Source organism: Streptomyces sp. NBC_00557, from assembly GCF_036345995.1.
GTDB lineage: Bacteria > Actinomycetota > Actinomycetes > Streptomycetales > Streptomycetaceae > Streptomyces.
In genome coordinates this window covers 3,846,508-3,869,607 of record NZ_CP107796.1, presented here as the reverse complement: position 1 = coordinate 3,869,607, position 23,100 = coordinate 3,846,508, and the positions used below count along the sequence as shown (strand labels likewise).

General features: G+C 70.8%; 17 protein-coding genes. 9 read left to right on the top strand and 8 right to left on the bottom strand.

From position 1 onward, the window contains the following. Positions 1 to 25: 25 nt before the first annotated feature. A complete protein-coding gene (locus OG956_RS16565) occupies positions 26 to 2,614 on the bottom strand; it encodes an ATP-binding protein (protein WP_330338746.1) in 2,589 nt (862 codons plus the stop codon). Positions 2,615 to 2,941: 327 nt separating this feature from the next. Between OG956_RS16565 and OG956_RS16560 the strand changes: the two genes are divergently transcribed. Then, positions 2,942 to 3,607, top strand: coding sequence for a hypothetical protein (locus OG956_RS16560; protein ID WP_330338745.1), 666 nt, complete (start codon positions 2,942 to 2,944; stop codon positions 3,605 to 3,607). Positions 3,608 to 3,932: 325 nt separating this feature from the next. On the opposite strand, the gene OG956_RS16555 is transcribed toward OG956_RS16560, so the two are convergent. From OG956_RS16555 to OG956_RS16545, 3 genes are all read right to left on the bottom strand, one after another. Next, a complete protein-coding gene (locus tag OG956_RS16555) occupies positions 3,933 to 4,961 on the bottom strand; it encodes a Yip1 family protein (RefSeq protein ID WP_330338744.1) in 1,029 nt (342 codons plus the stop codon). 117 nt (positions 4,962 to 5,078) lie between these two features. Beyond that, positions 5,079 to 6,437: an FG-GAP and VCBS repeat-containing protein gene (locus tag OG956_RS16550; protein ID WP_330338743.1), complete on the bottom strand. Its 1,359-nt coding sequence runs from the start codon at positions 6,435 to 6,437 to the stop codon at positions 5,079 to 5,081. Positions 6,438 to 6,506: 69 nt separating this feature from the next. Next, positions 6,507 to 7,988, bottom strand: a complete 1,482-nt coding sequence (locus tag OG956_RS16545; RefSeq protein WP_330338742.1) for an FG-GAP-like repeat-containing protein — start codon at positions 7,986 to 7,988, stop codon at positions 6,507 to 6,509. A gap of 229 nt (positions 7,989 to 8,217) precedes the next feature. On the opposite strand from OG956_RS16545, the gene OG956_RS16540 reads away from it, so the two are divergent. Then, entirely contained in the window at positions 8,218 to 8,544 is a 327-nt protein-coding gene (locus tag OG956_RS16540) for an antibiotic biosynthesis monooxygenase family protein (RefSeq protein WP_330338741.1), read from the top strand. A gap of 71 nt (positions 8,545 to 8,615) precedes the next feature. Here the strand turns inward: OG956_RS16540 and OG956_RS16535 are convergent, their stop codons facing one another. After that, complete coding sequence (locus tag OG956_RS16535; protein WP_330338740.1) at positions 8,616 to 10,883, bottom strand: (Fe-S)-binding protein; 2,268 nt, start codon at positions 10,881 to 10,883, stop codon at positions 8,616 to 8,618. 186 nt (positions 10,884 to 11,069) lie between these two features. Between OG956_RS16535 and OG956_RS16530 the strand changes: the two genes are divergently transcribed. The 5 genes from OG956_RS16530 to OG956_RS16510 all read left to right on the top strand — a co-directional run bounded on the left by OG956_RS16530 (position 11,070) and on the right by OG956_RS16510 (position 16,366). Then, the gene (locus OG956_RS16530) at positions 11,070 to 12,089 is read left to right on the top strand and encodes an MraY family glycosyltransferase (protein WP_330338739.1); all 1,020 of its coding nucleotides are present in this window, start codon (positions 11,070 to 11,072) and stop codon (positions 12,087 to 12,089) included. A 94-nt stretch (positions 12,090 to 12,183) separates the two neighbouring features. Continuing rightward, positions 12,184 to 14,025: a molecular chaperone DnaK gene (gene dnaK, locus OG956_RS16525; protein ID WP_330338738.1), complete on the top strand. Its 1,842-nt coding sequence runs from the start codon at positions 12,184 to 12,186 to the stop codon at positions 14,023 to 14,025. Further along, on the top strand, positions 14,025 to 14,699 hold the full coding sequence (gene grpE, locus OG956_RS16520) for a nucleotide exchange factor GrpE (protein ID WP_330338737.1): 675 nt from the start codon (positions 14,025 to 14,027) through the stop codon (positions 14,697 to 14,699). Before dnaK ends, grpE begins: the two co-directional genes overlap by 1 nt. Positions 14,700 to 14,741: 42 nt before the next feature. After that, positions 14,742 to 15,908, top strand: a complete 1,167-nt coding sequence (gene dnaJ / locus OG956_RS16515; protein ID WP_330338736.1) for a molecular chaperone DnaJ — start codon at positions 14,742 to 14,744, stop codon at positions 15,906 to 15,908. 5 nt (positions 15,909 to 15,913) lie between these two features. Beyond that, positions 15,914 to 16,366, top strand: a complete 453-nt coding sequence (locus tag OG956_RS16510) for a heat shock protein transcriptional repressor HspR (RefSeq protein ID WP_330338735.1) — start codon at positions 15,914 to 15,916, stop codon at positions 16,364 to 16,366. Positions 16,367 to 16,430: 64 nt separating this feature from the next. Here the strand turns inward: OG956_RS16510 and OG956_RS16505 are convergent, their stop codons facing one another. Then, positions 16,431 to 18,461: a fibronectin type III domain-containing protein gene (locus OG956_RS16505; protein ID WP_330338734.1), complete on the bottom strand. Its 2,031-nt coding sequence runs from the start codon at positions 18,459 to 18,461 to the stop codon at positions 16,431 to 16,433. A 291-nt stretch (positions 18,462 to 18,752) separates the two neighbouring features. Between OG956_RS16505 and OG956_RS16500 the strand changes: the two genes are divergently transcribed. Together OG956_RS16500 and OG956_RS16495 are read left to right on the top strand one after the other, a co-directional pair. Beyond that, complete coding sequence (locus OG956_RS16500; RefSeq protein ID WP_330338733.1) at positions 18,753 to 19,862, top strand: sugar ABC transporter substrate-binding protein; 1,110 nt, start codon at positions 18,753 to 18,755, stop codon at positions 19,860 to 19,862. Between the two features lie 239 nt (positions 19,863 to 20,101). After that, complete coding sequence (locus OG956_RS16495; protein ID WP_330338732.1) at positions 20,102 to 21,148, top strand: helix-turn-helix transcriptional regulator; 1,047 nt, start codon at positions 20,102 to 20,104, stop codon at positions 21,146 to 21,148. Here the strand turns inward: OG956_RS16495 and OG956_RS16490 are convergent. Then, positions 21,111 to 22,097 (bottom strand): helix-turn-helix transcriptional regulator, encoded by a 987-nt coding sequence (locus OG956_RS16490; protein WP_330338731.1) that lies wholly within the window; start codon positions 22,095 to 22,097, stop codon positions 21,111 to 21,113. The genes OG956_RS16495 and OG956_RS16490 overlap by 38 nt on opposite strands. 20 nt (positions 22,098 to 22,117) lie before the next feature. Continuing rightward, positions 22,118 to 23,062 (bottom strand): helix-turn-helix transcriptional regulator, encoded by a 945-nt coding sequence (locus OG956_RS16485; protein ID WP_330342861.1) that lies wholly within the window; start codon positions 23,060 to 23,062, stop codon positions 22,118 to 22,120. Positions 23,063 to 23,100: the final 38 nt, after the last annotated feature.

Sequence of the window (23,100 nt, the reverse complement as noted above, 5' to 3'; positions counted from 1 at the left end):
TCGTCACCCGTCGGACTGCTGGGTTTCAGCGCTCGGAATGGTGGAGTTTGCGGGCGGCGTCCTGCCGGCTGTGGACGCCGAGTTTGGCCAGTACGGCGCCCACGTGGTGCCCGGCGGTCTTGGGTGTGATGTAGAGGCGCGCGGCGATCTCGGCATCCGACAGGCCCTCGTGCAGCAGCTTGAGGACGTCCATCTCCCGGAGGGTCAGCCCGTACGGATTGGCGCGGGTGGCCGCCCGCGGGCCACGCCGGACCGGGCGGACGCCGCGGGCACGCATCACGGCGCGGGTGCGTGCCACGGCCGGCCGGGCGCCGAGGGCCTCGAAGGCGGCGAGAGCCTCGTGCAGCGCGGGCGCGTCGCCGGACAGGCGGACCAGCGCGGCCTGGTACGGGCAGCCGAGCCTGTCCCACTCGGCCGCGGCGCCCGCCCAGTCGCCGGCCAGCTCCAGGGCGCAGGGTCCGGCCGCGGGCACCTGCGGGGGTGTTCCTCCGGCGCGGCGGATCCAGCAGGCCAGCGGCCCGGACAGCCAGGGATGGGTACGTCCGGCCAACGCGTCCAGGCCGTGCTGCGCCTGCGTCCGCACCCGCTCGTGGTCACCCGCCAGCCAGGCCGCCTCCACCCGGGCCTCCCATCCCAGGCCCGTGTCCAGCAGGCAGTCGGAGTCGACCAGGTTGGCCGCCCGCTTCAGCAGCGGCCACACCTGGCCCTTGCCCCGACGGGCCCGCACCAGGGCCAGGACGGTCAGGGCCAGGGCCCGGACGACCGGGGGCGAGCCGGGGTGGGACAGCACGTTCTGCGCGGCGTCGGCGGCCTCGGTCCACAGGCCCCGGGCCAGCAGCCCCCAGCTTCCCCAGGCCCGTGTACACAGCAGGTACGACAACAGGTCGCGATCGAGGCAATACGCTTCCGCACGGTTCACGGCCACGGTGGTCCCGGCCGTGTCGCGCTTGAGCGCGGTGAACCAGCACATGTTGAGCGCCATGAGGGCCGCGTCCTCCGGCAGGTCCCGCGCCATGGCGAGGGTCACCGCCTGTTCGCAGTCCGTCCAGCCGGAGTCCTCGGTCAGCATGCGTGCCGCCGCGGCGTGGAAGCGCGCCTGTACGACCACCCCGGCATCGCCGAAGCGCTCACCCAGGGCGATCGCCTTCGCGGCGTAGGCGTCGGTCACCGTGACCGCCTCATGCCCGTAACAGGCCAGCTGGCACAGGTTCAGGTACGCCCGGGCCAGTTCCGGGCTCGGCCCCAGCTCTTCGAGCACCCGCACCGCGTCCAGGCCGGTCCGTCTGGCCTCTACGGCCCGCCCGTCCGGCCACAGCCACCACGACAGCCAGCGCAGGTTCTCCCCTTCGCGCAGCCGGTCGCCCAGGGCGCGGCGCAGCGTCACCGCGTGGCGGCGGGAGGCGACCCCTTCGTCCAGCCGGCCGGACAGGAGGCAGGCCTGGGAATGGCCTTCCAGCAGGGAGCTCTGCCGGGCGGCCGGCAGGTGGTCGGCGTATCGCAGGGCACGGGCGTACTGGGCGGCCGCCTCCCGGTGCGCGCCCAGCGCGGCGGCACGGGCGGCCGCGGCGGGCGCGAACTCCAGTACGGCGGCCGCGTCCCCGGCGCCCTCGGCGTGATCGGCCAGCAGCGTCAGATCGTCCGCGGCGACCGGGCCGGACCGCAGCGCCGCGAGCGCCTGCCGGTGCACCCGGAGACGGCAGGCGGCGGGGACGGACTCCAGCACCGCCAGCCGGGTCAGCTCGTGGCGGAACTCGGCCGTCTGCCCGTCGGTCCGTACGATTCCGCCGGCCACGGCCTCGTCGAGCGCCTCCTCGCAGGACGGCAGCATGCCGGCCAGCAGCGGCAGCGAGGCCCGGCGTCCCAGGACGGAGAGCACGTCGACGACCTCACGCGCCGCGGCCGACAGGCCGGCCAGGCGGCCGGCGACGGCCTCGCGCACCGTGGCCGGGACGGACTCGCCGGGGGCGGCGAGGATCTCGGTGACGATGAACGGGTTGCCGGCGGAGACCTGATACAGGTGCTCGGCGTCGACGACGTGCCCGGCGGCCAGCCGGGCCACGGCCCGCCGGCTCAGCGGGGCGAGGTCGTGGCGGTACACCCACGGATAGCCGGCCAGGGTGCCGAGGAGGGCGGTCACGTCGTGGGTGCGACCGATCTCGTCGTCACGGTAGGTGACCACCAGCAGCACCGGAACGCTCGGCAGGCGGCGGGCCAGATACCGCAGCAGGTCCATCGTGGCCTCGTCGGCCCAGTGGACGTCCTCCACGACGAGCAGGCTGGGATAGGAGCTCAGGTCGGCGAGCAGACAGTCGAAGACCTCGTCGGGGCGGCAGGCGCCGGACAGCGCGCCGGTCAGGGCGGTACGCACCGCCTGGCCCAGGCGCGGAGCCAGGTCCACCAGGGGACCGAGGGGGCGGGGCGTGGCCAGGGGGTCGCAGGCGCCGACCAGCACCCGGATCTGGGGACCGGCCAGCTGGGTCAGACGGTTGACGACGGCGGTCTTTCCGATGCCGGCCTCACCGCGCACAAGAGCCAGACGCCCAGGGCCGCTCACGGCGTCCTGTAGGTGGCCGGTGAGGTCCTGGAGCACGGTCTCTCGCTCCAGCAGGTCCATCACCCGCCAGTTTCCCTCTGTGACCGGTGCCGCGCAAAAGATCCAGACCGATCAAGTCGGGTCGGCTGGGTGGGGTGGTGCCCCTCATTCCCGGTGGGATGTGGGGTGCGCCGGGGTGGAACTTGGGGCGTCCACCCGATGTGCCCCCGGCGCCGTCAGAGCATGCTGACGAATGAGTCCAACCCGGCCGGTTGTCAAGTCACGAGATTTCGGGGAATGACGCGGGCGGAGTGGCGGGGGCCTAATTGATTCATCAGGCCGAATGGATGGCCCTATCGAATAGGCCCTGAATCGGCACAATCACCTAGTCCTCGAAAAGGAATCACCATGATCCGCAAGATCGCAAAGCGTACCGCGGTGCTGACCGCATCGGCCGCTCTGGCCGCGGGCGGGGCCATGATCCCCTCCGCCGCGTTCGCCGCCCCGACCCCGACAGTCGCTCACGTGATGGCACCGAGCGACAACGGCGGAGGCAACAACAACAATAACAACAACAATAACGGCGGAGGCGGAAACAACAACAATAACAATAATAACAACAACCGCCACAAGGGGCACCGGAACAACAACAACAATAACAACAACAACAACGGCGGCGGAGCCAACAACAACAACAACAATAACAACAACAACGGCGGTGGCGCGAACAACAACAATAACAACAACAACGGCGGCAGGGCGAACAACAACAACAATAACAACAACAACGGCGGTGGGGCCAACAACAACAATAACAACAACAACAACGGCGGCAGGGCGAACAACAACAACAATAACAACAACAACGGCGGTGGGGCCAACAACAACAATAACAACAACAACAACGGCGGCGGCGCGAACAACAACAATAACAACAACAACAACGGCGGCGGCGCGAACAACAACAATAACAACAACAACAACGGCGGCGGTGGCGCGAACAACAACAATAACAACAACAACAACAACGGCGGCGGTGGCGCGAACAACAACAATAACAACAACAACGGCTGAACGTCACAGTCCGGCGGCCGACGGCGCGCATGCGCCCGGCCGCCGGGCCGTTTCATGTTCGGGTCTCAGGTCTGGTGGCAGTTGAGGTTCTGATTGTGGTGGGCTTGCCCAGAAGTGCAAAACTCTCGGCGAGTTTCATTCGGCCAGCCTTTTCGTCGTTCCTGGTGCCGGGTCCCGGCTTCGGTGGAGAGGATGGATTTCCAGCCCCCGGTACAGCCCCGGAAACCCCAGCCCCGGAAACCCTGCCACGACCGCGCGCATGGCGCATATGAAGAAGGGCCCCGGCTGCCTTGCCGGGGCCCTTTCGCGTGCCGTGCCTCGAGGACTAGAACGTCCCCAGCTTCACTATCGACAGCAGCGCGATCAGCTGGATCGCCGACGCGCCCAGCGCCTTCGGCCAGGGCAGGTCGTGGGAGCGGGAGACCATCAGGGTCAGCAGGGCGCCCGCGCCGATCCAGGTGGCCCAGCCGAGCAGCTGCACGAAACCGGCGTCGCCGCCGAAGAACATGGCGAAGACCAGGCGGGGCGCGTCCGTGAGCGCCGTGATCAGCATGGACAGGCCGACCGTCGGCTGCCAGGCGCCGTCGCCGCCGAGCTGGCGGGCCAGGGTGTGGGTGACCACGCCCAGGATGAACAGGCCGAGCACCATCACGACCGCCGTGATCAGCACGATCGGCACCGCGTTGGAGAGCGTGGCGCTGATGGCGTCCTGGCGGGCGCCGTCGAAGCCGAACACGGCCAGCAGGCCGTAGAGGAAGGTGGTGATGAGCGCCGGGGCCCACATCGTGTAGTCCCGCATGCGCAGGAAGGTCTGGTTGGGGGAGAGGACGATCCCCCTCAGCAGTTCCTTCCAGTGCAGCGGTGGGCCCAGCGGAGCGGCGGGGGCGGCGGCAGCGCCGGCCTGGTAGGTCGCGCCCTGGGTGTAGCCGGCGGCCTCGTCGATCGAGAACGCCTGGGTGTGGCCGGGGTTGTTCGCCGCGTAGGGGTCCTGGCCCGCGCCGCCCGGGTAGCCGCCGTCGCCGAAGTACTCCGGCCCGTCCTCGCCCGCCGGGCCCGGGTAGCGGTACGGCTGCCCCTGCTGCGCGTACGGCTGCGGGTGCGGCCGCTGCGGCGCCTGCGGGTAGCCGTACGAGGGCCCGGAGGGCTGCCCGTACGGCGCTCCCGGCTGCCCGTGCTGCGGTCCCGGCCGGCCGTACGACGGTCCCTGCGGCGCCTGCTGTCCTTGGGGGGTGCGGTTGTCCCGGTCCCCGCGTCCGATCCTGAATCCAGCCACGTCATCGAACGTACCCGGTCCCGGAGAGTGACGTGCCCGGCCCCGGCGTCCGGGCCGGGCTTTGCGGCCGACCTGTGACATCCCCTAAGGGACCGTCAGGGCACGGCCCCGGGGATTTCCAGGGGTCCCGCCCTGCCGGGCCTCAGGGACGCGCCGGCACAGCGGCACAGGGCGTCCGGGCACGCCGGCCCGGGAACGTCAGTCCAGGAAGGCGCCCCCCACCATCGGCAGCCGCACGGCACCGGACGTCGCCGGGACCGTCGAGGTGCCGCGGAGCAGGACCGCGCCGCCCATCAGGCCGATCGCCAGCTCCCCTCTGCCGTCGCCGGTGAGGTCGCGCAGGCGGACGGTGTAGCCGAATTCGGCGTCGGTGGTGGCCGGGGCGGCGGTCGTCTCGGGGATCCAGGAGGAGCGGCTGCCGCTCAGGCCCCCGGAACCACCGCGGAAGACGTGCACGCCGCCCTGGTCCTCGGTGCCGTCGACGTCCTCCAGGGGCACGCCGACCGCGAGGTCCGCGTAGCCGTCGCCGTTGGTGTCGCCGGCCGAGACGGCCGCTCCGAAGTGGTCGTCGGCCTCGGGTGTGCCGGAGACGCCCGTGGTGGCCTGGGTGAACGTCGTCGAGCCGCTGGGGCCCGAGGAGGAGCCGCGCCACACGGTCACCGCGCCCTTGCCGTGGTCCTGGTCGGGCAGGCCGAGGGCGATGTCGCCGTAGCCGTCCTTGTCGAAGTCACCGATTGCCGCGTCCCAGGCGCCGGCCGGCAGCGTCTTGGAGGCACCGGAGACCAGACCGGAGGAGGAGCCCTTGAGGAACCAGGCGCGCTGCTTCGGAGTGCTGTCGCCGGCGCTGGAGAACTGCTCGCCGAGGACGACGAGGTCGGTCCTGCCGTCGCCGTTGACGTTGCCGGCCACGAGACGGGAGGAGTACCAGCCGGCGTCCGTCTTGTCGATCTCGCTGACGGTTCCGGTGTGCCCGGCCTTGGTGAACGGGCCCCGGTACAGCCAGGTCTCCATCCCGCCGACGACCGCGAGGTCGGGCGAGCCGTCGCCGGTGAAGTCGCCGGTGGCGAGGGAGGCGCCGAAGTGGGCCTGGGACCGGTTGGCATAGCTCTTCGGGGTGAGCGTGGTGCCGCCGGACAGGCCCGAGGCGGAGCCCCAGAGGATGGTGACCGTGCCCCGGTACTCGTCACGGCCGACCTTCTCGGTCGGGTTGCCGACGACCAGGTCGGAGTACCCGTCCTTGTCGAGGTCGGCCCCGGCGAGGGCCTCGCCGAAGAGGTCGTCCTCCTCGTCGGTGCCGGGCACGCCGGGGCTGTCCTGGTCGACCGTCTGCGTGTGCGCGGTGTCCGGGCCCTTGGCGCCGCCGTAGACGACGGTGACGGCGCCGCTCCCCCCGCCGTCCCGGCTGTGGCCCTGGAAGGCCAGGTCCCGGTGGCCGTCGCCGTTGAAGTCGTCGTACTGCTTGGCGACCGCGGCGGCGGCCGGGGTGCTCAGCGCCAGCGGGGTCAGCCCCGCGGTGAGCAGGGCGGCCGCGAGGGCGGCGGAGGTGGCTGTGCGCATCGGGGCTCTCCCGGTGAGGCAGGCTGGTCGGACGGCGGGGCGAGGCGGAGGGGTCGGCGGGACGGGGTCTCAGTCGGCGAAGACGGCGCCGAGCTGGGGGGTGCCGCTGGTGGAGACGCTCACGTTGGACGGGCCGAAGGAGCGCGAGCCGCTCGTGGTGATCTTCGTGCCGTCGGACGGGAGGTAGGTGATGCCGCCGTTGCCGCTGTTCTCGTACGAGCCCACGACCAGGTCGGCCTTGCCGTCGCCGGTGACGTCGTCGAGCTTGACGTCGGCGCCGAACAGGTCGGACTTCTCGCTGGTCCCGGGCACGCCGGGGGTGTTCTGCTCGAAGGCCTGGGCGCCGGAGGCGGTGTTCACGCCGGAGGCCGAGCCGTACAGGACGGTGACCATGCCGGTGTCCGTGACCCCGTCGATGTCCTCGTCGGGGCTGCTGACGACGAGGTCCTGGTAGCCGTCGCCGTTGACGTCGCCGAGGTCGAGGTCCCAGCCGAAGCCGTCGCCCTTCTCGGAGGTGCCGGGGACGCTGCCGGTGTTCTGGCTGATGCCGGTGGTGCCGGCGGGGCCGGACGCGGAGCCGTAGGTGACGTTGACCCGGCCGCCGTTGGAGGAGTCCGGGACGGGGGTGCCGTCGCCGGTGGTGGCGTCCCAGCCGGCGCCGCTGACGATGTCGCCGAAGCCGTCGCCGTTGATGTCGCCGATGGCGGTGATGATGCCGGGCTTGAGGGCCTTGGCGGTGGAGCCGCTCAGGCCGCTCGCGCCGCCGGGCAGCCAGTAGTTGGTGTTCCAGCCGTAGGACGTCTGGGTCTCGTAGCCGTCGACCACGAGGTCGGTGCGGCCGTCGCCGTTGACGTCCCCGGCGGTCAGGCTCATCGGGCCGTACGGGTCGTCGTTGGTGCCGGAGATGATGGGCGGCTTGACGGTGCTGCGGCTGCCGTAGGCGCCGGAGGTGGTGAAGCCGCCCTTGTAGAGGTAGAGGGTGCTGGAGGAGCTGCCCACGACCAGGTCGGCCTTGCCGTCGCCGTCGAAGTCGCCGGCGGCCAGGTCCTTGCCCCAGAAGTCGTGGGAGGACGGGGCGGGGTCGGGGAGGTCGACGGCCTTGCCGGTGAGGCCGCTGCTGGAGCCGAAGAGGATGGCGACGCCGCCGCCGTCGGTGTCGGTGCCGACCTTCTCGCCGGGGGCGCCGACGGCGAGGTCGTCGTAGCCGTCGCCGTTGAAGTCGGCGTACGCCATCTCGGCGCCGAAGAAGTCGCCGGCCTCGGCGGTGCCGGGGACGCCCGAGGTGTTCTGGCTGATGGTGGTGCGCTTGGCGGAGGTGACGCCGGAGGCGGAGCCGTACAGGACGACGACCTGGCCGGCGTTCTTGTGGCCGCTGACGTAGGCGCCGACCGCGGACGTGGCGATGTCGCCGATGCCGTCGCCGTTGAAGTCGGCCTTCGCCACCTTGAAGGAGTCGGCTGCCGTGGCGGGCGAGGCGGCGAACGTGAGCAGACCGCCCGTCAGCGCGGCGGCGGTGGCCGTGGCGAGGGCGAGTCGCGTGTGCAGGTGCATGCGGTCTCCTACGGCATGCGGGGGATGCCTGGCGGGCATCCGCAGACGATGGTGTGCGGACCGTCCGTGTTCGTCGCGAGTTGTCCCGCGGTTCACCGGCCGGTCGGCGATCAGGAGACCTGCGGTGGGGCGTAAGGGTTGTACGTGAGTTCGGTAAACGTTTGTGCCTGCCTGTGCGCCGGGCACGGCCGCGGCGGCGGCAGGCCCGCGGCTGTCGCAGGATGGTGCCATGAGCGTAGTGAAGATCAACGTGCTGACCGTCCCCGCCGAGCAGCGGGAGACCCTGGAGAAGCGGTTCGCCTCGCGGGCGCACGCGGTGGAGAACTCCGACGGCTTCGAGTGGTTCGAACTGCTGCGCCCCGTCGAGGGCACCGACACCTACCTCGTGTACACGCGCTGGCGTGACGAGGAGTCGTTCCAGGCCTGGATGGAGGGGCCGATGAAGTCCGCGCACCAGGGCGGCGGAGAGGGCGCCGAACGCCCGAAGCCGGCCGCCTCCGGCTCGACCCTGTGGTCCTTCGAGGTGGTGCAGCAGGCGGGGCCGAAGAGCGCCTGACCGCGTGGCGGACACGCGACGGCGCCCCCTGCCTGTGCGAGCAGGGGGCGCCGTCGGTCGTGGGGCCGGTGTTACTTGACCGGCTCGGGCTCCGGCGCGGTCTCCGTCTCGGCCTCGCCGGCCGGGTCGACCGGGGTCTTGACGGAGTCGAGCAGCAGCTGGGCGACGTCGACGACCTGGATGGACTCCTTCGCCTTGCCGTCGTTCTTCTTGCCGTTGACCGAGTCCGTGAGCATGACGAGGCAGAACGGGCAGGCGGTGGAGACGATGTCGGGGTTCAGCGACAGCGCTTCGTCGACACGCTCGTTGTTGATGCGCTTGCCGATCCGCTCCTCCATCCACATCCGGGCGCCGCCGGCGCCGCAGCAGAAGCCGCGCTCCTTGTGGCGGTGCATCTCCTCGTTGCGCAGGCCCGGGACCTTGCCGATGATCTCGCGCGGGGGCGTGTAGATCTTGTTGTGGCGGCCCAGGTAGCACGGGTCGTGGTAGGTGATGATGCCCTCGACCGGGGTGACCGGGATCAGCTTGCCCTCGTCCACCAGGTGCTGGAGCAGCTGGGTGTGGTGGATGACCTCGTAGTCGCCGCCGAGCTGCGGGTACTCGTTGCCGAGCGTGTTGAGGCAGTGCGGGCAGGTGGCGACGATCTTCTTCGCGGACTTCGGCTTCTTGGTGGCCGGGTCCTCGTCGTCCTCGCCGAACGCCATGTTCAGCGCGGCGACGTTCTCCATGCCGAGCTCCTGGAACAGGGGCTCGTTGCCGAGGCGGCGGGCGGAGTCGCCGGTGCACTTCTCGTCGCCGCCCATGATCGCGAACTTGACGCCCGCGATGTGCAGCAGTTCGGCGAAGGCCTTGGTGGTCTTCTTGGCGCGGTCCTCCAGGGCGCCGGCGCAGCCGACCCAGTACAGGTACTCGACCTCGGAGAGGTCCTCGATGTCCTTGCCGACGACCGGGACCTCGAAGTCGACCTCCTTGGTCCACTCCAGGCGCTGCTTCTTGGCCAGGCCCCAGGGGTTGCCCTTCTTCTCCAGGTTCTTGAGCATCGTGCCCGCCTCGGACGGGAACGCGGACTCGATCATCACCTGGTAGCGGCGCATGTCGACGATGTGGTCGACGTGCTCGATGTCGACCGGGCACTGCTCGACGCAGGCGCCGCAGGTGGTGCAGGACCACAGCACGTCCGGGTCGATGACGCCGTTCTCCTCGGCGGTGCCGATCAGCGGGCGCTCGGCCTCGGCGAGGGCCGCGGCGGGCACCTGGGCGAGCTGCTCCTCGGAGGCCTTCTCCTCGCCCTCCATCGTCTTGCCGCCGCCCGCGAGCAGGTACGGCGCCTTGGCGTGCGCGTGGTCCCGGAGGGACATGATCAGCAGCTTCGGGGAGAGCGGCTTGCCGGTGTTCCAGGCGGGGCACTGCGACTGGCAGCGGCCGCACTCGGTGCAGGTGGAGAAGTCCAGCAGGCCCTTCCAGGAGAACTGCTCGACCTGGGAGACGCCGAAGACGTCGTCCTCGCCGGGGTCGGTGAAGTCGATCGGCTTGCCGCCGGAGGTCATCGGCAGCAGGGCGCCGAGGGAGGTCTCGCCGGTGGCGTTGCGCTTGAAGAAGATGTTCGGGAACGCCAGGAAGCGGTGCCAGGCCACGCCCATGTCGGTCATCAGCGAGACCGTGATCATCCAGATGAAGGACGTCCCGATCTTGATCATGGCCGTGAGGTAGACCAGGTTCTGCAGCGTGGAGACGCTCAGTCCCTTGAAGGCGAGTACCAGCGGGTACGAGGCGAAGTACGCGGCCTCGTAGTGGTGCACGCCGGCGAGCGCGCCCTCCAGGCCGCGCAGCGTCATGATCGCGAGGCCGATGACGAGGATGACGGCCTCGACGAAGTACGCCTGGCCGAAGTTGGAGCCCGCGAAGCGGGACTTGCGCCCGGGCCGCCGGGGGTGGCTCAGCTGCCGGATGACGATCAGGGTGAGGATGCCCAGCGACGTCATGGTGCCGATGAACTCGACGAACAGCTCGTACGGCAGCCACGTGCCGATGACGGGCAGCGTCCAGTCGGCCTGGAAGAGCTGGCCGAAGGCGTTGACCAGGGTCAGCACCAGGGAGAAGAAGCCCACCGCGACGAACCAGTGGGCGACGCCGACCACGCCCCAGCGGTTCATCCGGGTGTGGCCGAGGAACTCCCTGATCACCGTGGCGGTGCGGGCGGTCCAGTCGTTGGTCCGGGTGCCCGCCGGGACGTCCTGGCCGAGCCGTACGAACCGGTAGATCTGCGCGATGGCGCGGCTGAACAGCGCAACGCCGACCACGGCGAGTACCAGCGACACGATGATCGCGGCGAGTTGCATGGGGGCTCCTGGGCGGCCTCGAACTTAACCGAGCGAGATTACTAAGCGGTAACTTATCCAGTTCGTCTGAGACTACCCTCATCTTCCTGCGGGATGCAGCCGGGCGCGGGGTGACGAGCGTCATCCCCCGTCCATCGGATCGTGTTATTCATACCGAATTGCTACATTCACCCCTACCTTAGAGCCGTGCTCTACGGGATCGCCGCCGCCACCGCCGCCCTGCTGCTCGCCGCCGTGCTGTGCGCGCTGCTCAGGGTGCCGGCGCTGCGGGCGGGCATCGTCGACCGGCGCCGGCAGCGCAGGCTGCCGCTGCTCGGCGGGGTCGCCGTGGCGGCCGTCACCTGCCTCGTCGCCTGGGCCGGGCGGTGGACCGGGATCGCGCCGCTCGGCGAGGGCGTGGGCAGGCTGCTGGCCGCCGCCGCGTGCGTCGCCGGGCTGGGCCTTCTCGCCGACGTCTGGCGGCTGCGCCGGCGCGTGCTCGTCGCCGGTACGGCGGTGGCGGCGGCCTTCGTGGTGCCGTACCAGGAGACCGGCCTGCCGGGCGGCCTGCTGGGCCTGGGCTGGATCGTGCTGGCCACCCTGGCCTTCAAGGGGCTCGACCACGCGGACGGGCTCGCGGGGACCGTCGGTGTGATCACCGCGTTCGGGGCGGGGGCCTGCGCCGCCGCCGAGGTGATGGACGGCCTCGCCGTCCTGCTGAGCGTGTTCGCCGCCGCCCTCACCGGCTTCCTGATGCACAACTGGCACCCCGCGAGGATCGGGCTCGGCGCCTGCGGCTCGCTGTTCACCGGGTTCCTGCTGTCCTCGTCGCTCGTTTTCACGCGTGCGGGGTACGACCTCACGCCGAGCGCGGCCGTGGTGTTCTGCCTCGGCGCGGTGGCCCTCGCCGACGCCCTTCTCGTCGTCCTCTCCCGCGGCCTGGCCCGGCGCCCGCTGCTGCGCCGCGGCCCGGACCATCTGGTGCACCGGCTGCGGCCGCTCGGGCTCACCCCGCAGGGCTCGGTCATCCTGCTGGGGGCGGGCTCCTTCGCCTCGGTGCTGGTGGGGGTGCTCGTGCACGCCGGGTGGACCGGGGACGGGGTGGTGGCCTGGGTGGCCGGAGGGGTGCTGCTGGGCGTCGGCGTCGCCCTTCGTATCCCTGTCCGACAACCCCGGCGGATGCCATCGACGCAGGTCAGAGGCCAGTTGCGTGTAAGGAACGGATAAGACTTGAGCCAGGCCGACTCAGGTCTGTTGACCCAGCCGGTGCCGTCATGCACACTTGAGTCCGTTCCACTCAAGTCAGCTGGAGGAATCAACCATGGCACGTGCGGTCGGCATCGACCTGGGCACGACTAACTCCGTCGTCAGCGTTCTTGAGGGCGGCGAGCCCACCGTCATCACCAACGCCGAGGGCGCCAGGACCACGCCGTCCGTCGTCGCCTTCGCCAAGAACGGTGAGGTGCTCGTCGGCGAGGTCGCCAAGCGTCAGGCGGTCACGAACGTGGACCGGACCATCCGCTCGGTGAAGCGCCACATGGGCACCGACTGGAAGATCCAGCTCGACGGCAAGGACTTCAACCCGCAGCAGATCTCCGCGTTCATCCTGCAGAAGCTGAAGCGGGACGCCGAGGCCTACCTGGGCGAGAAGGTGACCGACGCGGTCATCACCGTCCCGGCGTACTTCAACGACTCCGAGCGCCAGGCGACCAAGGAGGCCGGTGAGATCGCCGGTCTGAACGTCCTGCGCATCGTCAACGAGCCGACCGCCGCCGCGCTGGCCTACGGCCTCGACAAGGACGACCAGACCATCCTCGTCTTCGACCTCGGCGGCGGCACCTTCGACGTGTCCCTGCTGGAGATCGGCGACGGCGTCGTCGAGGTGAAGGCCACCAACGGTGACAACCACCTCGGTGGTGACGACTGGGACCAGCGCGTCGTCGACTACCTGGTCAAGCAGTTCCAGTCCGGCCACGGCGTGGACCTGTCCAAGGACAAGATGGCCCTGCAGCGTCTGCGCGAGGCCGCCGAGAAGGCCAAGATCGAGCTGTCCTCGTCCACCGAGACCTCGATCAACCTGCCGTACATCACCGCGTCCGCCGAGGGCCCGCTGCACCTGGACGAGAAGCTCACCCGGGCTCAGTTCCAGCAGCTGACGGCCGACCTGCTGGAGCGCTGCAAGACGCCGTTCCACAACGTCATCAAGGACGCCGGCATCTCCATCAACGACATCGACCACGTCGTGCTCGTCGGTGGCTCCACCCGTATGCCCGCGGTCGCCGAGCTCGTCAAGGAGCTGACCGGCGGCAAGGAGGCCAACAAGGGCGTGAACCCGGACGAGGTCGTCGCCATCGGCGCCTCGCTCCAGGCCGGTGTCCTCAAGGGCGAGGTCAAGGACGTCCTGCTGCTCGACGTCACCCCGCTGTCCCTCGGCATCGAGACCAAGGGCGGCATCATGACCAAGCTGATCGAACGCAACACCACGATCCCGACCAAGCGCTCCGAGATCTTCACCACGGCCGAGGACAACCAGCCGTCGGTGCAGATCCAGGTCTACCAGGGCGAGCGCGAGATCGCGGCGTACAACAAGAAGCTCGGCATGTTCGAGCTGACCGGTCTGCCGCCGGCGCCCCGCGGCGTCCCGCAGATCGAGGTCTCCTTCGACATCGACGCCAACGGCATCATGCACGTCACGGCGAAGGACCTCGGCACCGGCAAGGAGCAGAAGATGACCGTCACCGGCGGCTCCTCGCTCCCGAAGGAAGAGGTCGACCGCATGCGCGAGGAGGCCGAGCGCTACGCGGAGGAGGACCACCGCCGCCGCGAGGCCGCCGAGGCCCGCAACCAGGGCGAGCAGCTGGTCTACCAGACCGAGAAGTTCCTCAAGGACAACGAGGACAAGGTCCCTGGCGAGATCAAGACCGAGGTCGAGGCCGCGGTCGGCGAGCTGAAGGAAGCCCTCAAGGGCGAGGACACCGCCGAGATCCGCACCGCCACCGAGAAGGTCGCGGCCGTCTCGCAGAAGCTGGGCCAGGCCATGTACGCCGACGCCCAGGCCGCGCAGGCCGCCGCCGGCGGCGCCTCGGCCGGTGAGGCCAAGGCCGACGACGACGTGGTGGACGCCGAGATCGTGGACGACGAGCGCAAGGACGGTGCCGCGTAATGACGGAGGAGACCCCGGGCTTCGAGGAGAAGCCCGACGTCCCCTCCGGCGCGACCCCCGACGACGCCGAGCCGAAGGCCGCTCCCGATGAGGGGGCGGCCCCGGCCGGGGACGGAAACGAGAACGCCGGCCTGCTGGCCCAGCTGGACCAGGTGCGCACGGCGCTGAACGAGCGCACGGCGGACCTCCAGCGCCTCCAGGCCGAGTACCAGAACTACCGCCGCCGGGTCGAACGGGACCGGATCGCGGTCAAGGAGATCGCCGTCGCGAACCTCCTGACCGAACTCCTGCCCGTGCTCGACGACATCGGCCGCGCGCGGGAACACGGCGAACTGGTCGGCGGCTTCAAGTCGGTGGCCGAGTCGCTGGAGACCGTCGCGGCCAAGATGGGCCTGCAGCAGTTCGGCAAGGAGGGCGAGCCCTTCGACCCGACGATCCACGAGGCCCTGATGCACAGCTACGCGCCGGACGTCACCGAGACGACCTGCGTGGCGATCCTGCAGCCCGGGTATCGCATCGGCGAGCGCACCATCCGCCCCGCGCGGGTGGCCGTCGCCGAGCCGCAGCCGGGCGCGCAGACCGTCAAGGCCGAGGGCGCCGAGGAGAAGACCTCCGAGGCGAAGGACGCCGGCGCCGCTGACGACAAGGAGAACGGTGGCCCGGACGAGGGCTGACGTGAGGACCCACGGGAAGCACGGGAAGGGGGTACGTCGAGGATGAGCACGAAGGACTTCATCGAGAAGGACTACTACAAGGTCCTCGGCGTCCCCAAGGACGCCACCGAGGCCGAGATCAAGAAGGCGTACCGGAAGCTCGCCCGCGAGTACCACCCGGACGCCAACAAGGGCAACGCCAGGGCCGAGGAGCGCTTCAAGGAGATCTCCGAGGCGAACGACGTGCTCGGCGACCCCAAGAAGCGCAAGGAGTACGACGAGGCACGCGCCCTGTTCGGCAACGGCGGCTTCCGCCCCGGGCCGGGCGCCGGCGGCTCGTTCAACTTCGACCTGAGCGACCTCTTCGGAGGCGGCGCGAGCACCCAGGGCGGCTTCGGCGGCGGACTCGGTGACGTCTTCGGGGGCCTGTTCAACCGCGGCGGCGCCGCGGGCACGCGGACCCAGCCCCGGCGCGGCCAGGACATCGAGTCCGAGGTCACGCTGAGCTTCACGGAGGCCATCGAGGGCGCCACGGTGCCGCTGCGGATGTCCTCCCAGGCGCCCTGCAAGGCCTGCTCGGGCACCGGCGACAAGAACGGCACGCCGCGCGTGTGCCCGACCTGCGTCGGCACCGGGCAGGTCGCCCGGGGCTCGGGCGGCGGCTTCTCGCTCACCGATCCCTGCCCCGACTGCAAGGGCCGCGGCCTGATCGCCGAGCACCCCTGCATGGAGTGCAAGGGCAGCGGCCGGGCGAAGTCGTCCCGGACGATGCAGGTCCGCATCCCGGCCGGGGTGACCGACGGGCAGCGCATCCGGCTGCGCGGCAAGGGCGCGCCCGGCGAGCGGGGCGGACCGGCGGGCGACCTGTACGTGGTCGTGCACGTCGGCACGCACCCGGTGTTCGGCCGCAAGGGCGACAACCTCACCGTCACCGTGCCGGTGACGTTCCCCGAGGCGGCCCTCGGCGGCGAGGTCCGGGTGCCGACCCTCGGCGGACCGCCCGTCACCCTGAAACTTCCGCCCGGCACGCCCAACGGCCGTACCATGCGCGCCCGGGGCAAGGGCGCGCTCCGCAAGGACGGCACCCGCGGCGACCTCCTGGTCACCGTCGAGGTGCGTGTGCCCAAGGACCTGTCGGGGAAGGCTCGTGACGCGCTCGAGGCGTATCGCGAGGCGACCGCGGGCGAGGACCCGCGGGCGGAGCTGTTCGAGGCCGCGAAGGGAGACTGAGAGAGATGGACGGCCGTCGACGTAACCCGTATGAACTGACCGAGGAGACCCCGGTCTACGTCATCTCGGTGGCGGCCCAGCTCTCCGGACTCCACCCGCAGACGCTGCGCCAGTACGACCGCCTGGGCCTGGTCTCGCCGGACCGCACCGCGGGCCGGGGCCGCCGCTACTCGGCCCGCGACATCGAACTGCTCCGCCAGGTGCAGCAGTTGTCGCAGGACGAGGGCATCAACCTGGCCGGCATCAAGCGCATCATCGAACTGGAGAACCAGGTCGCCGCCCTCCAGTCCCGCGTGGCGGAGCTGGAGGCGGCCCTGGACGGCGCGGCGGCCGCGATGCAGCAGCGCGAGGCCGCCGTCCACGCCTCCTACCGGCGCGACCTGGTGCCGTACCAGGAGGTCCAGCAGACCAGCGCGCTGGTGGTGTGGCGGCCCAAGCGCCAGCAGCAACAGGACTGAGGCAGCAGGACTGAGTGGAACAGGGTGAAGGGGCCCGCGGTCGCCCGCGGGCCCCTTCACCGTGTCAGGACGCGCTCGGCGGGGTGATGGTGTAGTCGGTGTCGGCGAAGGACTCGGTGCCGTCCGCCCGGACGAGGGAGATCATGTAGTACACGGTCGTGCCGGCCGGGGCGTCGGTGTCCGTCCAGAACCAGCCGTCCCGGCTCTTGGCCACCGGGGCCTCGGTCAGCCGGACGAACCGCTCCTCGGCGTGGTTCCAGCGGTAGACGTGGAAGCCGGTCACCGAGGAGGTGTCCTCGTAGGGGCACCACGGTTCCACCCTGATCCCGCCGGTGGTCCTCCAGGTCGTCGTCTGGCAGCCCGCCGTGTCGGGCGGGACCGAGGTGGGCCGCAGGTCGAGCGCGGTCACCGGGACGGAGGCGACCGGCACGCTCCAGTCCTCGACGTCCGGATCGTCCTGGTAGGTCAGGGAGTTGCCGTAGACGTCCACGGCCACGACGAACAGGCGGTACGACGTGCCGTCGGCCGGCCAGGGCAGCAGGGTCTGCGTCGCCGAGGCGTCCGCCTTCCCCAGGTACTCGGGGTCGTGGGCCTCGTCCTGCTGCTGGTAGAGGGCGTAGGACGCGAGGTCCGGGGCCGTGCTGGGCTGCCAGGACAGGCGGATGCCGTACTCGAGGGGCTCGGCGGCGAGGCCGGTGACGGCCGGGGGCGGGGTCTCGTCGCCGGGCCGGACGGCGGTGACCTCGGCGGAGGGCACCGACCAGCGCCCGGCCGAGTCCTTGCGGAGCACCGTGTAGTGGTACGCGGTGCCGCGGCGGCCGGAGTAGTCGGTGCAGGCGCGCTCGGTGTCGCCGGCGGCGTCGGTGGCGCTCGTGGGCGAGCCGCAGGTGAGGGTCTTCCAGTCCCGGGAGCCGTCGGCGTGGTCCTCGGAGCGGCGCACCAGGTAGTCGGCGGTGCCGGCGGGCTCGGTCCAGCCGACGACCGTCTCGCCGCTGTCCGTGCGCGCGGTGACGTGCTGCGGCGGGGCGATGGTCCGGGTGCTGGTCACGACGGCCGAGTCGGCGGCGTTGCCGTGCGCGTCGAGCGCGGCGACCTTGTAGTCGTAGGCCGTGCGGTAGGCGGCCTTGGCGTCCGTGTAGGCGGTGGACGTGGTGTCGCCGAGGGCGGTGAAGTCGCCCGTCCCGGCGGCCCTGCGGTACACCCGGTAGGAGACGGCGTCCGAAGGGGCCGTCCAGGACAGCTCGTTGGCGTCCTCGGTGCCGGTCGCGGCGAGCTTCGGGGCGGCGGGCGGGGTCAGGTCCTGGGAGGGGACCGGGCCCTGGTCGGTGCTGCCGGCGGACTCGTTGCCGGCCTTGTCGTAGGCGCGGATCTCGTAGTAGTACGACTGCCCGGTCTGCGGCGGCCGTTCGCTGAAGCGCGGCACCGTGGTCGTGCCGACCCGGGTGAAGGTGCTCGTGCCCGCCACCCGCCGGTAGACGCGGTAACCGGCGAGGTCCATCTCCTTGTTCGCCGTCCAGCTGAGCACGGCGTCGATGCCGGGCGGCTGACCGGTGTAGTAGTCCCAGGACGCCCCGGTCGGGGCCAGGGGCCGCACCGTGTCGACGGCGCTGGAGGTGCGCGGGGTGTAGGCGAACTTGACGCTCGCGGCGCCGGTCCAGTTGACGTAGTCCACGCGCAGGGTGTGCCTGCCCTTGGGGACGGTGACGTTGACCGTCTTGGCGCGGGCGCCCGAGGTGTTGGACCACAGGTCGGTCTTGCGGACGCCGTCCAGGTACACGCGGATGCCGTCGGTCCCTGAGGCGGCGAACGCGAAGGGGCCGCCGGAGCCGAAGTCGCGGGTGACGCTCCAGCGGACGCCGAAGTTGTCCTTCGGCAGCCCGGACGCGGGCGCGCCGGTCCAGTTCTGGTCGATGACGCTGTCGCAGTCCGTCTTCTTCGGGGTGCCGGAGAACGTGGTGTTCGCGTAGAACGTCCGCTTGTACGTCGGCGCGGTGCACGTCGTGGCCGCGGACGCGGTCGGGGCGGCCGCGTTCAGCAGGGCGCCGGCGGTGGCGAGCACGACGGCCGTGGCGGTCGCGCGGCTGGCTGGGTTCATTCGGTCCTCTGCTCGAGTCGGGTGGGCGGCGCACGGCCGCCGGTGATCACGACTCGCGAAGATCCGGCTTGGTTGTACCGCTCTTTACCGGGCCATGAACTCCCTTTGGATGGAGGGTCCGTAAAGGGTGTTTGGAGGTGATTCCGCATGTCCTTCACGGAGTCAGCTGAGCGTGGTGTTGCGGACTCGTTAAGTAGTTCCGCTTGACGACGGGTGTGGCGTCCGCGTTGTCTTTTCAGACACCTGGGTCGTATAGCCGCCCTACGTCCGGAAGCTGAAGTGAGCCCTCGCATGCGTCGTATCGTCCTGTCCGTGGCCGCATCCACGATGACCGTCTCGCTCGCCGGCTGTGGCGTGCTGGACGCCACGGGGAACAGCGCGAGCGCGAGCCCGAGCCGGGGCAACGACATCACCGTCGGGCTGCTGCTGCCGGAGAAGGCCAACACCCGCTACGACCGGTTCGACTACCCCATCATCAAGAGCGAGGTCTCCCGGCTCACCGCGAAGCAGGGCAAGGTCGAGTACGCCAACGCCGACGCGGACGCCTCCCGGCAGACCTCGCAGATGCAGCGGATGATCGACGAGAAGGTCGACATCATCATGCTCGACGCCGTCGACTCGCACGCCATCGCGCCCGAGGTGAAGAAGGCCAAGGACGCGGGCATCCCGGTCATCGCCTACGACCGGCTCGCCGAGGGCCCGATCGACGCCTACGTCTCCTTCGACAACGAGCTCGTCGGCGAGGTGCAGGGCCGCACCCTGCTGGAGGCCCTCGGCTCGAGCGCCGACAGCTCCAACAAGATCGTCATGGTGAACGGCTCGCCCACCGACCCCAACGCCAAGCAGTTCAAGGAGGGCGCGCTCTCCGAGCTGAACGGCAAGGTGACGATCGCGGAGTCGTACGACACCACGGACTGGAAGCCGGAACTCGCCGAGTCCGAGATGGCCAAGGCCATCGCCGCGATCGGCAAGAACAACATCGCCGGCGTCTACGCCGCCAACGACGGCATGGCGGGCGGCGTCATCAAGGCCCTGAAGGCGGCCGGCGTCACCAGCCTCCCCCCGGTCACCGGCCAGGACGCGGAACTCGACGCGGTGCAGCGGATCGTGAGCGGTGAGCAGTACATGAGCGTCTACAAGGCCTACCCGGACGAGGCCGAGGCCGCCGCCCAGATAGCCGTCGCCAAGGTCCAGGGCAAGGACATCCAGTTCGACGCGCTCACCCAGGACAAGGTCTCCAGCCCGACCGCCAAGGACATCCCGTCCAAGCTCATCCAGCCGACCGCCCTGACCAAGGGCAACATCAAGGACACGGTCGTCGCGGACGGCATCTACACGGTGGCCGACATCTGCACGCCCAAGTACAAGGCGGCCTGCGCGGCGATCGGCCTGAAGCCCTGAGTCGTTGAGGGCTTGCGGGGCTTGAGGCCTTCAGGCCCTGAGGTCTTGAGGCGGGGCGCGTTCCCCTCCGCGCCCCCACCCCCCAGCTTGTTGCAAGGCGAGCGGCGGAGCCTGGTCGATACCCGGACACAACGTGCTTTCGCGGCGGGCCTGTCGGGGCGAGCCGTGTTGCGGACCCGGTCCGGCGCCGCGCATAGTTGCGCTGCGGAAGTGGCAGCACACCGGGGGTGAAATGGGCGATGGCCGGGCACGGGGCGGAGGAGCATCCACACGGGGCCGACCGACTGTGCGCGGCCGGGGACCGTGTCTATTCCCGGGCCGTACGCCGGGGCCGGGTGCCGCGCACCGACGCCGAGGCGGTGCCCTGCCTGCTGGACCTGGCCCTGCTGCACCCGGACCCCGACGACATGGACTGGCTGGTGCCCACCTCCCCGCAGGAGGTCATGACCAGGCTGCTGCGCGGGGTCTACGACGAGGTCAGCGAGAGCCAGCGGAAGGTGGGCTCGGCGGTGGCCGCCTTCGAGTGGTACGCCGGGCTCGGCCGCCCGCCGGGCGCGCCCTCCGCACCGGCCGAGGGCAGCGCGATCCGGGTGCTCGACGGCCTGTCCCGGATCCAGGCCGCGATGGACGAGGCCACCGAGGCGTGCACCACCGAGGTGCTCACCGTGCAGCCCGGCGGCATCCGGCGGGAGGCCGAGCTGACCGAGGGCCTGCACCGGGCGCTGGCCCTGCGCGGCCGGGGCGTGCGCATGCGCGACCTGTACACGCACGTGGCCCGGCACGGCCAGGGGCTGCTCAACTACCTGGAGCTGATGGGCGACACGGTCGAGGCCCGGACGCTGGACGAGGTCATCGACCGGCTCATCCTGTTCGACCGCACGGTGGCCTTCATCCCCGCCAACGCCGACCGCACCATGGCCCTGGAGCTGCGCCATCCGGCCCTCGTGGAGTACCTGGTGACGGTCTTCGAGCGCCTCTGGCGGCTCGCCATCCCGCTCACCGCGCCGCTGCCCGACACCGGCATCGAGGGCATCTCGCACCGCGAGCAGTCCATCGCCGCGCTGCTCGCCGAGGGACACCAGGACGCCGTGATCGCCGAGCGGCTCGGCATCAGCGTGCGCACCTGCCGCGCCCACATCGCCCGCCTGTCGGAGACCCTGGGCGCGGCCAGCCGTACCCAGCTGGGCGTGCGGATCGCCCAGGTCGGCCTGGACGGCCACCGCGGCGCCGGGCTGCCGGCCCGGGCGCTCACGGCTCCCGATCAAGGATCCCCGAGCGTGCGATGAGATAGCCGAGCTGGGCGCGGCTGTCGCTGCCGAGGGCGGCGGCGAGCTTGGCGATGTGCAGCCGGGCGGTCCGGACGTTCATGCCGAGGCGGTCGGCGATGTCGGCGTCGGTGTGCCCCTCGACCAGGAGGGCCGCGATGGCCAGCTGACGGGGCGTGACTCCGTCCAGGGAGGGCTGCGGGGCGGTCTGCGGGTACAGGGGCGTCGCCAGGCGCCAGAGGCGGTCGAAGGCGGTGGCGAGGAACCCGACGATCGCGGGCTGGCGGATCTCCAGGGCGAGGGTCCGGTCGGCGTTCGCCGGGATGAAGGCCACCGTGCGGTCCACGACGATGAGGCGGTCGGTGATCTCGTCGAGGGTGCGGGCCTCGGCGTCGCCTCTGAGCTGCTCGTAGCGGGCGACCACCGAGGGCGCGTGCCGCAGGGTGTGCTGGTAGAGCGTGCGGATCCGGCCGCCCCGGTCGAGGAACGCCTGGTCGCGGGCGAGTGCCTCGGCGCGGGCCTCGTCGGACGTCCGGGTGTGGCTGACGTGCGGCTGGACGGCGAGCAGTTCGCCGCCGCTGCCTGCCATGGCCCGCTCGATGGCCCGGCCGATGCCGCGGAATCCGCTGAGAACGGCGATCACCGGCGGGCCGTCGGCCGCGGTGGGCCCGGCGTCGATCCGCATCAGCGGTGCGAACAGCTCCGCCAGCCGGGCCTCGCGCCGCCGTTCGTCGGCGATGCGGTCCTCCGAGGCCAGCAGCAACCGGTGCAGGGCGACGGCGGGGGCGAGGGGCTCCAGTCTGCCCAGGTCCCCGGCCGACGGGTGCAGCAGGCCGGTGTCGATCAGGCAGGGCGCTTCCTCGGCGTCCTCGGCGCGCAGGTGGCCGTCGCGCAGCGCGCGTGCGTAGAGGGCCGCCCCCTGGGCGCACACGTCGTCGGCACCGTGTGCCGCATGCGTGGCCCGGCCCATGGTCGCCTCCCCTCCCGCACTCAGACGTCCTGGTCCAGGATTCCCGACTGCGCTATGAGGAAGCCGAGCTGGGCGCGGCTGCCGCTGCCCAGCGCGGTCGCCAGCTTGGCGATGTGGGCCCGGCAGGTGCGCACGTTCATCCCCAGGCGCCGGGCGATGGCCTCGTCGACATGCCCCTCCACCAGCAGCTTGGCGATGGAGTGCTGGATCTCGGTGATGCCGTCGGGGGCGGTCTCGTAGGGCGCGCCGGCGCTCAGCGGTACCGCGCGGGCCCACATGAACTCGAAGACCTTGATCAGGTAGCGGACGAGCCCCGGGTGCCGCAGTTCCAGGGCGATCTCCCCGTCGTCGCGCGTGGGGATGAAGGCCACCGTCTCGTCGCAGATGATCAGCCGTTCGACGAGTTCGTCGATGGTGCGGTACTCCACCTTGCCGTCGGTGAACTGGGCCACGTACGCGAGCGTCTCCGGGCTGTAGCGCGCCGGGTGCTGGTAGAGGGTGCGGATGCGGCAGCCGCGTTCGATCAGGGGGCGGTCGCGCTCCAGGGCCTTGGCGAGGGTGTGCTCCAGCCGCCGGCGGCTCGGCTGTACGGTCAGCATCTCGGTCTGGCACTGTGAGGTGGCGAGATCCAGTGCCGCGTTGATCCGGTCGAGGCCCTCCAGCACGGTGATCGAGTGCGTGGTCGCCGTGGGCTGGGCACTGATGCTCATGAACGGCTCGAAAGCATCGGCCAGTTCGATCGACTGCCGCCTGCGCTGGCTGATCTCCTGCTCGATGGGGTTGAGCCGCTGGGCCAGGGCTATGGACGGGGGGACCGGACGCAGCCAGTTCGGGTCGTCGGGATCGGGATGAAGGAGGGCGAACTCCATCAGACAGGGCGCCGGTTCCACATCCGCACGGGCTAGGCGTCCCGTCCGGAGAGCGTTCCCGTAAAGGCGGCGCCCGTCCTCGCACAGGTCGGTCAGCCCGTGGGGATGTGTCCGCTTAGTCTCATTTATCGCCA

Excerpts from the sequence above, each read along its gene's own strand:
- OG956_RS16565 (WP_330338746.1), bottom strand. The coding sequence starts at position 2,614 with ATGGACCTGCTGGAGCGAGAGACCGTGCTCCAGGACCTCACCGGCCAC.
- OG956_RS16560 (WP_330338745.1), top strand. The coding sequence starts at position 2,942 with ATGATCCGCAAGATCGCAAAGCGTACCGCGGTGCTGACCGCATCGGCC.
- OG956_RS16555 (WP_330338744.1), bottom strand. The coding sequence starts at position 4,961 with ATGTCACAGGTCGGCCGCAAAGCCCGGCCCGGACGCCGGGGCCGGGCA.
- OG956_RS16550 (WP_330338743.1), bottom strand. The coding sequence starts at position 6,437 with ATGCGCACAGCCACCTCCGCCGCCCTCGCGGCCGCCCTGCTCACCGCG.
- OG956_RS16545 (WP_330338742.1), bottom strand. The coding sequence starts at position 7,988 with ATGCACCTGCACACGCGACTCGCCCTCGCCACGGCCACCGCCGCCGCG.
- OG956_RS16540 (WP_330338741.1), top strand. The coding sequence starts at position 8,218 with ATGAGCGTAGTGAAGATCAACGTGCTGACCGTCCCCGCCGAGCAGCGG.
- OG956_RS16535 (WP_330338740.1), bottom strand. The coding sequence starts at position 10,883 with ATGCAACTCGCCGCGATCATCGTGTCGCTGGTACTCGCCGTGGTCGGC.
- dnaK (WP_330338738.1), top strand. The coding sequence starts at position 12,184 with ATGGCACGTGCGGTCGGCATCGACCTGGGCACGACTAACTCCGTCGTC.
- grpE (WP_330338737.1), top strand. The coding sequence starts at position 14,025 with ATGACGGAGGAGACCCCGGGCTTCGAGGAGAAGCCCGACGTCCCCTCC.
- dnaJ (WP_330338736.1), top strand. The coding sequence starts at position 14,742 with ATGAGCACGAAGGACTTCATCGAGAAGGACTACTACAAGGTCCTCGGC.
- OG956_RS16510 (WP_330338735.1), top strand. The coding sequence starts at position 15,914 with ATGGACGGCCGTCGACGTAACCCGTATGAACTGACCGAGGAGACCCCG.
- OG956_RS16505 (WP_330338734.1), bottom strand. The coding sequence starts at position 18,461 with ATGAACCCAGCCAGCCGCGCGACCGCCACGGCCGTCGTGCTCGCCACC.
- OG956_RS16500 (WP_330338733.1), top strand. The coding sequence starts at position 18,753 with ATGCGTCGTATCGTCCTGTCCGTGGCCGCATCCACGATGACCGTCTCG.
- OG956_RS16495 (WP_330338732.1), top strand. The coding sequence starts at position 20,102 with ATGGCCGGGCACGGGGCGGAGGAGCATCCACACGGGGCCGACCGACTG.
- OG956_RS16490 (WP_330338731.1), bottom strand. The coding sequence starts at position 22,097 with ATGGGCCGGGCCACGCATGCGGCACACGGTGCCGACGACGTGTGCGCC.